The following is an 11605-nucleotide window of genomic DNA, read 5'->3' on the forward strand; positions in this document are numbered from 1 at the left end:
CCGCCGCTGGACAGGGTGACGAACAGCTCCCACACCGACAGGTCGAAGCAGATCGAGGTCGAGGCCAGCACCCCTTGCAGGTCATCGGCGCTGTACACCCGGCTCGACCAGTCGATCAGCGCCAGCACGTTGCGATGGGCAATCGCCACGCCTTTAGGCAAGCCGGTGGAACCCGAGGTGTAGATCACATAGGCCAGGTTGTCCGCGGTCGCTCGCGGCGCTGGATTGTCCGGCGAATAAGCGTCCAGCCAGCCCGGTTGGGCATCCAGTTGCAGGGTTTGCAAGGACTCAACAGCCGGTAGCAACGACAGCAACGCGCTCTCGGTCAGCAGGATCTGTGCCTGGCTGTCGCGCAGCATATGGGCCAGGCGATCCTGTGGGTAATCCGGGTCCAGCGGCACATAGGCGCCACCGGCCTTGAGCACCGCCAACAGCGCCACGACCATCTCCGGGGTGCGCTGCATGGCCACGCCGACCCGCACTTCCGGCCCGACACCGAGCTCGATCAGCTTGTGCGCCAGGCGGTTGGCCCGGGCATTGAGTGCCTGGTAGTCCAGGCTTTGCCCAGCAAACAACAGGGCTTCGGCTTCAGGGTTTTTCCGCGCCTGGGCCTCGACCCGTTGATGCACACCGTGCTCACTCGGAAACTCGACCGACGCCGGGGCCCATTCGTGCAGCAGCTTGTTCTGCTCGGAGGCCGCCAGCAGCGGCAAGTCCCCCAGGCGTTGCCGGGGTTGCTGGACAATGCCCTGCAGCAACTGCACCCAGGACTGGGCCAGGCGCTCGATGGTCGAGGGTTCGAACAGGTCGGTGGCGTAGGTCAGCGATGCCCAGAGACCGTCCTCGGACTCGAAGGTGTCCAGGCTCAGGTCGAACTGGGTACTGCTCTCCTCGCCACTGAGCATCTCCACCTGCAAGCCGGGAACCTCCAGGCCCCGGGCGCCCTGACGGGCAGCGGCCTGATGGTTGAACAGCACCTGGAACAGCGGGCTGTAGCTCAGGCTGCGCTCCGGGTTCAGGGCTTCCACCAATTGCTCGAAAGGCAGGTCCTGATGCTCCTGGGCTTCCAGGGCACGGCCTTTGACCTGGGCGAGGAAGTCGCTGAAGCTCGATTGCCCGTCGACCTCGGCCTTGAGCACCTGGGTGTTGACGAAGAAGCCGATCAGGCGCTCGGTCTCGACCCGGTTGCGGTTGGCGGTGGGCACCCCGACGCGGATATCGGCCTGGCCGCTGTAGCGGTGCAGCAGCACCTGGAACGAGGCCAGCAACAGCATGAACAGGGTCACCCCTTCGCGCTGCGCCAGTTGTTTCAAGGCGCCCGGCAACGCGCCGTCCAGGCTGATGCCCAGGCGCGCGCCACGGTGGCTTTGCTGCAACGGACGCGGATGGTCCAGTGGCAAGTCCAGCACCTGGGTGCCGCCTTCCAGTTGCCGCAGCCAGTAGCCCAATTGCCGCTCGCGTTCGCCGGCGTCCATCCACTGCCGCTGCCAGGCCGCGTAGTCCGCGTACTGCACCGCCAGCGCCGGCAACTCGGCCGGCTGCCCCTGGGCATGAGCGCCATACAGCTGGATCAGCTCCTCGACCATCAGTTGCATCGACCAGCCATCGGAGACGATATGGTGCTGCACCAGCACCAGCACATGCTCGTCCGCCGCCAGGCGCACCAGGGTCGCGCGCAGCAAAGGCCCCTGGCGCAGGTCGAAGGCCTGGCGTACCTGGGTCTCGAGCACCTGCTGGATCAATTGCTCGGCGTTGCCGGGCTCCACCAGCAAGGACAGGTCCTGTTGGTCGATCCGCAAGCGGGCCTGGGCCTCGATCACCTGGGTCAGGCCCTGGGCGCCCTCGACAAAGCGCGTGCGCAGGGTTTCATGGCGAGCGATCAGCGCATCGAAGCTGCTCTGCAACGCCGCCTCATCCAGGGCGCCGCGCAGGCGCAGGGCCATGGGGATGTGGTAGGCGCTGCTGTCGGCATCCAGCTGCCAGAGGAACCACTGGCGCTCCTGGGCATAGGAGACCGCCAGGGGCTGCTGGCGATCCACCAGGGGAATCGCTTCCAGCGCTGCCGAGGTATCCGCTCCCAGCAGGCGCACGAAGTCTTCCAGCGACTCGCCTTCGAAGAGCCGCTTGAGCGGCGCCTCGATGCCCAGGTCCTGGCGCAACCGCGACATCACCTGGGTGGCGAGCAGCGAGTGGCCGCCGAGTTCGAAGAAGTTGTCGCTCAGGCCGACCTGTTCCAGCTTCAGCACCTGGGCCCAGATCCCGGCCACCTGCGCTTCAAGCTCGGTGCGCGGGGCCACATGGGCGCGCTGCAGCAAGCCGCTGTCGACGGCGGGCAAGGCGCCGCGATTGAGCTTGCCGTTGGCGGTCAGCGGCAAGGCCGGAAGGAACAGCACGTGGGCCGGCACCATGTACGCCGGCAGATGCTCGCGCAAGCCAGCCTTGAGGTGTTCCCGCAGCGCCAGTTGCGCGTCGGCCTGGGCCGCGTCGTTCCAGGCCAGGTCGTTCCAGGCCGGACCGGCCGGCACCACATAGGCCACCAGCTGCGGACCGTCCGGCCCTGCCTGGGCCAGGACCACCGCCTCGCGTACCGCCGGCAGTTCCAGCAGGCGTGCCTCGATCTCACCCAGCTCGATACGGAAGCCGCGAATCTTCACCTGATGGTCGATGCGGCCGATGTAGCCGATCGAACCATCGGCCTGGTAACGCGCCAGATCGCCGGTACGGTACAGGCGCTCACCCGCCTCGCCGAAGGGGTCCGGGACAAACCGCGCGGCGCTCAGGTCGCCGCGGTTCAGGTAGCCCCAGGCCAGCCCGGCGCGCCCGACATACAGCTCACCGATGCAGCCCTTGGGCACCGGTTGCAGGTTGCCGTCCAGCAGGTACCAGGACATGTCGGGGATCAACTCGCCGATCGGGCTGGCCCCCGCCAGCGTCAAGTCCGCCTGGGACAGCGGGCGGTAGGTGACGTGCACCGTGGTCTCGGTGATGCCGTACATGTTCACCAACTGCGGCTGGCGGTCGCCGAAACGCTGGAACCAGGGTTGCAGGGTATTGACCTCCAGGGCCTCGCCGCCGAACACGATGTAGCGCAGCGCATGCCCCTGCCCGGCGGCGCAGGCCACGTGCATCAGCTGGCGGAAGGCCGACGGCGTCTGGTTGAGCACCGTGACCCCTTCGGCGCAGAGCAGCGGGTAGAAATCCTGGGCCGAGCGCGCCACCTCCTGGGGCACGATCAACAGGCGCCCGCCATGCATCAGGGCGCCAAAGATCTCCCACACGGAGAAGTCGAAGGCATAGGAATGGAACAGGCTCCAGACATCCTCCGGGCCGAAGCGGAACCAGTCGGCGGTCGCCGCGAACAGCCGCAACACATTGTGATGGGGCTGCAAGGTGCCCTTGGGCTTGCCGGTGGAACCCGAGGTGTAGATCACATAGGCCAGGTCCTGTGGGGTCACCCCGACCTCGGGGTTGTGCACCGCGTAGGCGTCCAGTGGCTGCTCGAGCAACAGGGTGGTGCCGGCGAATGCCGGCAGCCCCTGGCGCAGATGTTCCTGGGTCAGCAACAGCCTGATGCCGCTGTCCTGCATCATGTGTTGCAGGCGGTCCTGGGGATAGGCCGGGTCCAGCGGCACATAGGCACCGCCGGCCTTGAGGATCGCCAGCAGGCCGATCAGCATCTCCAGGCCACGCTCCGCCGCCAGGCCCACCAGCACATTGGGCCCCACGCCCTGTTCGATGAGCTTGTGCGCTAGGCGGTTGGCCCGCTCATTGAGCTGCCGGTAGTCCAGGTGCTGGCCCTGGAACGTCAGGGCGATGGCCTCGGGCGCCTTCGCCGCCTGCGCCTCGATCAACTGGTGCACGCAGGCCGTCGAGGGGAATGCCTGCGCCTGCGGATTCCACTGGGCGATGATCTGCGCCTGTTCCCCGGCGTCGAGCATGGGCAGTTGGCCAATGCGCTGCTCTGGCTGGCGGACCATGCCCTGCAGCAACTGGCGCCAGTGGCCGGCCATCTGCTCGATGGTCGCGGCATCGAATACATCGGTCGCATAGATCAGCGAGGCGGCGATCCGGCCCTGGGTCTCGACGGTGTCCAGGGTCAGGTCGAACTGCGCCGACTGCCCCGCCGAGTCCAGGGCTTCGATGCCCAGGCCCGGCAGGCTGAAGGCAGCCGCTGGAGCCGAGGCCTCGACCTGATGGTTGAACATCACCTGGAACAGCGGGTTGTGGCTCAGGCTGCGCTCCGGTTGCAGCGCCTCCACCAGTTGCTCGAAAGGCAGGTCCTGATGGGCCTGGGCCGCCAGGGCGGTCTGCCGCACCTGCTGCAACAGCTGGCTTACGGACATCTGCCCGTCGACCTCGGCCTTGAGCACCTGGGTGTTGACGAAGAAGCCGATCAGCCGTTCGGTCTCGACCCGGTTGCGGTTGGCGATGGGCACGCCGACGCGGATATCGGCCTGGCCGCTGTAGCGGTGCAGCAAGGCCTGGAACGAGGCCAGCAACAGCATGAACAGGGTCACTCCTTCGCGCTGCGCCAGGCTGCCCAGGGCTTCACTCAAGGGCTGCTCCAGGGTCAGCTCCAGGCGCGCGCCGCGATGGCTCTGGACGGCCGGACGCGGACGGTCCAGCGGCAGTTCCAGCAGGGGCTGCTCGCCCCCCAGCTGCGCAGTCCAGTAGGCCAGCTGGCGTTCCTTCTCACCGGCTTCCATCCAGTTGCGCTGCCAGATGGCGTAGTCGGCGTAGTGGATCGGCAGCGGCGGCAGCTGGGGTTGTTGCCCCTGGCTGTAGCCGATGTAGAGGGCCATCAGTTCATCCACCATGACCTGCATCGACCAGCCATCGGAAACGATGTGGTGCTGGGTCAGGACCAGCACATGGTCGTCCTCGGCCAGCTGCAACAGGCCGACCCGGAGCAAGGGCCCTTGCAGCAGATCGAACAGCTGCCGGGTCTGGGTCTGCACGAAACCCTGCACCGCCGTGTCGATCTCGCGTTCATCGGCCGCCAGCGTCTGGCGGGCGATTTCCAGGCGAACCTCGGGCAGCACCACTTGCAGCGCCGCGTCGGCATCCTCGACGAAATGCGTGCGCAGGCTTTCATGGCGGGCAATCAGGGTGTCGAAGCTGCGCTGCAAGGCCTCTACGTCCAGCCGACCACGCAGGCGCAGGGCCTTGGGAATGTGATAGGCCGTGCTGTCCGGCGCCAGCTGCCAGAGAAACCACTGGCGTTGCTGGGCATAGGAAAGCGGCAAGCGCTCCTGGCTCAGGCGCACTTCCGGAATCGGCAGGTTGGCCGGGGAAATGCCCTGCTCCAGCATCTTCTGCAGGTAGACCTTACGCTTCTCCAGCGGCAGCAGGATGAAGCCTTTGACAATCTTCAACGCGGTGGCGTTATCCATTACACGGCCTCCATTTCGTCGAGCAACAGCTCCAGCGCGCTCAGATCGGCGCCCTGTGCCTGGCCCGGGGCCTGCTGCAACTGGCTGACGAACAGCCCCAGGGTTGGAAATTCGAACGCCATCTGCACACTGACTTGACGCCCAAGCTTGAGCTGGACTCGAGAGACCATCGCGGTTACCAACAAGGAATGCCCACCTGATTCAAAGAAGTTATCGTTCATGCCCACTTGCTCGACTTCGAGCACCTCGGCCCAGATCGCCGCGACCTGTTGTTCCAGCTCGCTCTGCGGGGCGACATAGGCCTGCTGCAACAAGCTGGCGTCGGCCTTGGGCAGCGCCTTGCGGTCCAGCTTGCCGTTGGGGCTCAGCGGCAACGCTTCCAGGAACAGCAAATGGGCCGGCAGCATGTAGTCCGGCAGCACTTCCTTGAGCGCCGCTTTCAGTTGTTCCCGCAGCCGGGCCTGATCGTCCTGGCTGTCTGCGCTCACACCCTGGGCGGCCACCAGATAAGCCACCAACTGCGGACCACCCGCCCCCTCCTGGGCCAGCACCACGGCTTCACGCACCTGGGGCTGTTCCAGCAACCGGGCTTCGATCTCGCCCATTTCGATCCGGAACCCACGGATCTTCACCTGATGGTCGATACGCCCGGCATAGTCGATCACGCCCTCGGCGTCGTAGCGCGCCAGGTCACCGGAGCGGTACAGGCGCCCGCCGTCCTGGCTGAACGGATCGGGAATGAAACGCTCCGCCGTCAGGCCTGGGCGATCGTGGTAACCCCGGGCCAGCAGGTCGCCGCCGATCATCAGCTCGCCCGTGGCGCCCTTGAGGGTCAGGTTGCCGCTGTTGTCCAGCAGGTAGATGGAGCGGCCCGGCAGGCCCTTGCCCAGGGGGATCTGGCTCGGCAGGGTTGCGCCGTCTTGCAGGTAGCCGCTGCAGTCATGGGCGGTGACACTCACCGTGGCCTCGGTGGGCCCGTAGGTATTGAGCAGGCACGCGTGCTTCAGCCCGGCCTTTTTCCAGGCGGCCACGCCTTCGGCCGCCATGGCTTCGCCGCCCAGGTTGAGCTGGCGCAGGCGCCCGAAGTCACGGGGTTCGCGGCTGGCGTAATCCTTGCCGAGCATGAACCAGTAGGCGGTGCTCAGGTCGACGATGCTGATGCCCTGCCCGATCAACTCGCGGTAGAAGGTTTCGCTGTCCCACAGCGCCTTGCCACGGATCACCACCGAGGCGCCGCAGATCAGCGCCGGGTATAGCTGCTCGACGAAGGCGTCGAAGTTGAAGGTGGAGAACTGCAGCCCACGGTCCTCGGCGGTCATCTTGAAATAATCCCGGGAAACCTGGGCGTGCTGGCTCAAGGCAGCGTGGCTGATATCCACGCCTTTGGGCCGGCCGGTGGAGCCGGAGGTGTACATCACGTACGCCAGGTTGTCGGCCTGGGCCCGCGACTGCGGATTGTCCAGGGGGTAGCCGTGCAGGCTGTGCTCATGTTGGTCCAGGCACAGGTGCGGCACCGCTACGCCATCCTGCAAGCGTTGCAGCAGTGGCGCCTGGGTCAACAGCAAGCGGATGCCGCTGTCCTGCATCATGTAATGCAGGCGGTCCTGCGGGTATTCAGGGTCCAGCGGTACGTAGGCGCCCCCGGCCTTGAGCACCGCCAGCAGGCCGACAATCATGTCCAGCCCGCGCTCCACGGCGATGCCGACCCGGACATCCGGGCCAATGCCCAGCTCGATCAGCTTGTGGGCCAACTGGTTGGCGCGCTGGTTGAGCTGGCCGTAGCTCTGTTGCCGGTCGCCACACAGCAGCGCCACCGCATCCGGGGTGCGCCGGGCCTGGGCTTCGATCAACTGCTGGACGCACTGCGGCGCCAGGTCCCGCGCCGGGGTCCGGCTGCGCTGCTCGTCGATCAGCCGGCACTCGGTGGCGCCGAGCAACGACAGTTCGCCGAGGCTGCCCTGCGGATTCGCCAGCATGCCCATGAGCAGTTGCTCCAGGTAGCCGGCCAGTTGCTGGATGTTCGCCTGGGCAAAATGCTCCCGGGCATAGCTGTAGTCGAAGGACAGGCTCTGCCCCAGGTAGACCGACAGGGTCAGCGGGTAGTTGGTCTGCTCATGGTTGGCCGCCGTGCCGAAGCTCAATTGCGCCGGGGCGCCTTGTGCCAGGGCTTCGGACACCGGGTAGTTCTCGAACACCAGGATGTTGTCGAACAGCGCCTCGCCACCCAAACCGGCCCAGCGCTGCACTTCATACAACGGCGTGTGTTCGAAGTCGCGCAGGGCCAGGTTGCGTGCCTGCACCACCTGCAGCCAGTCGCTGGCGGCCATGTCCGGACGCGGCGAAGCCACCACCGGCAGGGTGTTGATAAACAGGCCGATCTGCTGCTCCACGCCTTTAAGCTCCGCGGGACGCCCGGACACCGTGGCGCCGAACACCACCGTGTCCTGCCCGGTATAGCGTTGCAGCAACAGCAGCCAGGCAGCCTGCACCAGGGTGTTGACCGTAACCTTCTGCTGGCGGGCGAACTCGCTCAAGCGCTGGGTCTGTTGCCCGTCCAACTGCTGCTGGTAAGCCCCGTAGCCTTGGTCCGCGGCGTCCTGCCCGCTGCGGCTGATGGCCTGGGCCAGGCGGGTCGGCTCGTCCAGAGTCGCCAGTTGCTGTTTCCAGAAGGCCTCGCCGAGCTGGGCGTCCTGGCGTTGCAGCCAGGCGATGTAGTCGCGATAGCGGCCAGGCGCCGCCCCTGCCGATTGCCCCGAGTAACCTTGCAGGACTTCCCCCAGCAGCCGCGAGTTGCTCCAGCCGTCCATCAGGATGTGATGGTTGGTGTAGATCAGGTGATAGCGCTGGTCATCGAGACGCACCAGGGTCAGGCGCAGCAAGGGCGCCGCCGCCAGATCAAAACCGCGCTGGCGCTCCTGCCCGGCCAGCGCGTCCAGGTCCTGGGCCGCCGATGCCACGGCGCGCCAGTCATGCTCGACAAAATCCAGGGCCATGCGCTTGTGCACCACCTGGATCGGCGCCGGCAACTCGCCCTGCCAGAGAAAACCGGTGCGCAGGATATCGTGACGGTCGATGGCCGCTTGCCAGGCCTGACGGAAACGCTCGGGATCGAGCCCCTCCACGTCCACCCGCAGTTGGTTGATGTAGTCGCCGCCCTGTTGCTCATACAGGGTATGGAACAGCATGCCCTGCTGCATCGGCGACAGCGGATAGAGGTCCTCGACCTGGGGCAGCGGCACGGGCAAGCGATCCAGTTGCTGCTGGCTCAGGCGTGCCAACGGGAAGTCCGATGGGGTGACGCCACGGTGCTGCGGCTGGCTGCAATGCTCGATCAGCGCCTTGAGTTCCTCGGCATAGTCATCCGCCAGGCGCTGGATGGTCGCGGCGTCGAACATCTGTGTGCTGAAGGTCCAGCCCAGCTTCAACTGACCGCCATAGACCTGGCCATTGATGCTCAGCCAGTTACCCAACGGGGCCTCGGCACTCTGGTCTGCGCCCTTGGCTTCGGCACACGGGGCGAACCAGGCATCGGCCTCGTCGAAGCTGGCGTCGAACTGGCCCAGGTAGTTGAAGGTGATGCGCGGTACGGCCAGGGCCGCGAGGGTTGCCTGGGCATTGGTATCCCCCAGGTAACGCAGGGCGCCAAAACCGATGCCCTTGTTCGGCACCGCGCGCAGTTGCTCCTTGATCTGCTTGATCGAGTCGGCCAGGGCCGTCTGCGGCGTCAGCTTGACCGGGAATACGCTGGTGAACCAACCCACGGTACGGCTCAGGTCGATGCTGTCGAACAGTTCTTCACGGCCGTGGCCTTCCAGTTGCACCAGGGCGCTGGCGTCACCGGTCCAACGGGTGATGACCCGGGCCAGGGCCGTCAACAGCAGATCGTTGATCTGCGTGCGGTAGGCCGCCGGGGCGTCCTGCAACAGGCGCTGGGTATAGGCCTGGTCCAGCTCGGTGCTGACGCTCAGGGCATCCTTGATCGCGACCCGGTCCGTTACCCGGTCGCAGGGCAGGCCCGATTCGACGCCTTGCAGCTGGGCCTGCCAGTAAGCCAGTTCCTGTTGCAGCGCCGCGCTTTGGGCATAAGCCTGCAACTGCCCGGCCCAGGCCTGGGTCGAGCTGGTCTTGACCGGCAGCTTGATGGTTTGCCCGGCCGTTTGCTGTACCAGGGCCTGATGCAGGTCTTCCAGCAGCACCCGCCAGGACACGCCGTCCACCACCAGGTGATGGATCGCCAGCAGCAGACGCTGGCTGCCGTCCTGCAAGGTCAAGAGCACGGCGCGCAGCAAAGGCCCCTGTTGCAGATTGAGGCTGCGTTGCGCCGCGTCGCACAGGGTTTGCAGCGAATCCTCAGCGACCTGGTCCGCCAGCCACAGCACCGCATCGGCTTGCATCGCGGCCAACGGTGCCGAAGTCACCGGCGCCGACGGCGCATAAGTCGCGGCCCAGCCGGCCCCCTCTTCGACGAAGTTCAGGCGCAGGCCGTCGTGGTGTTCGAGCAAGGCGTGCAAGGCGTGCTCCAGCGCCTGGGCACTCAGGGTCTTCAGCGGCTTGAGCAGCACCGACTGGTTCCAGTGATGGCGCTCCGGCACCGGGGTGTCGAAGAACCATTGCTGGATCGGCAACAGCGCCATCTCGCCGCGCACCGGGCCCTGGTCGATCTGCAACCCGCCCTCGCCCTGCTCCGCCACCGTGGCCAGCCCTTGCACCGTCTGGTGCTGGAACAGGTCTTTCGGGGTGAAACGGATACCGGCCTGACGGGCACGGCTGACCACCTGGATCGAGATGATCGAGTCGCCACCCAGTTCGAAGAAGTTGTCGGTCACGCCGACCTGTTCCAGCTTCAGCACATCGGCCCAGATGGCGGCGATCTGCTGTTCCAGCTCGTTTTGCGGCGCGACATAGGTCTGCTGCATCAGCTGTGCATCGACCTTCGGCAGCGACTTGCGGTCCAGCTTGCCATTCGGCGTCAGCGGCAGCGCTTCGAGGAACAGCAGGTAGGTCGGCACCATGTAGTCCGGCAGGTTTTCCCGCAGGCGGGCCTTGATGCTTTCCCGCAGCTGCGCCTGGCATTCGTTGCTCGAAGTAACCTGCGCGTCCACCGGCACGATGTAGCCCACCAGTTGCTGGCCGCTCGGGCCTGGCTGGGCGATCACCGCCACTTCCAGTACCGGCTCCTGTTCCAGCAAGCGCGCTTCGATTTCGCCCAGTTCGATACGGAAACCCCGCACCTTCACTTGATGGTCGACACGCCCCACATACTCCACCAAACCGTCGGTGCGATAACGAGTCAGGTCGCCGCTGCGGTACAAGCGCGCACCGCTGATGCTGTAAGGGTCGGGAATAAAACGCTCGGCCGTCAGCCCCGGCCGATCCAGGTAGCCCCGGGCCACGCCCAGGCCGCCCAGGTACAGCTCGCCCGCCACGCCCACCGGCAGCAGGTTGAGGTTGGCATCGGCGACGTAGGCGCTGCGGTTGCCGACGATATTGCCGATCGGTGCATAAGCCGCGTCGCACGGATCGCCGGCCTTGGCCTTCCAGATCAGCGGGGTGACCACGGTTTCGGTCGGGCCGTAGCCGTTGAAAATGTACTTCGGCCGCAGCACGCGCCAGGCCAAGTCATAACTGGCCTGCGGCACCGCGTCACCGCCGAAGCAATAGACCCGCACCGCCGGCGGGTTGCCGTCGCGTTCGGCGTGCACCGCCAGCTGTTGCAGGTACACCGGCGGGAACACGCCCACGGTGACGCCGTAGCGGTGCATCTGCTCGTAGGTGTATTCCGGCGACCACAGGCTGTCATCGCGGATCAGCACGCTGGCACCGTAGATCAGCGGGTGCATCCAGCCCTCATGGGAACCGTCGAAAGCGAAGGACATAAAGTGCAGCTCGCAATCGGCCGGGCTCATTTCATAACGCTCGCCGGTGGCCAGGCTGTGCATCGCCAGCGGGCCATGGGACACCGCCACACCCTTGGGCAGGCCGGTGGAGCCGGAGGTGTAGATCACGTAGGCGAGGTTTTCCTCGGCCAGGGTCACCTCCGGGCTGGTCATCGGGTAAGCCGCAAAGTCAGCCGCGCCTTCGACGCTGAGGGTCGGCAAACCATCGGGAATCGGCAGGCGATCCAGCAGATGGCTCTGGGTCAGCAGCAACCAGGCACCACTGTCCTGCATCATGTAGCGCAGGCGGTCCTGGGGATATTCGATATCCAGCGG

The 11605-nt window shown here is 66.1% G+C and carries 2 protein-coding genes; both read right to left on the bottom strand.

Features of this window, described 5'->3' with window-relative positions; translation table 11 throughout:
- A partial coding sequence (locus PVZ78_RS21640; RefSeq protein WP_273829230.1) for a non-ribosomal peptide synthetase occupies positions 1-5393 on the bottom strand: 5393 nt, incomplete at its 3' end.
- Positions 5393-11605 (bottom strand): non-ribosomal peptide synthetase (locus tag PVZ78_RS21645; RefSeq protein ID WP_273829231.1); only part of this gene is annotated, 6213 nt, incomplete at its 5' end. The genes PVZ78_RS21645 and PVZ78_RS21640, both read right to left, overlap by 1 nt.

The sequence above is a fragment of the Pseudomonas sp. SBT1-2 genome (assembly GCF_028640875.1).
Taxonomy (GTDB): domain Bacteria; phylum Pseudomonadota; class Gammaproteobacteria; order Pseudomonadales; family Pseudomonadaceae; genus Aquipseudomonas; species Aquipseudomonas chlororaphis_I.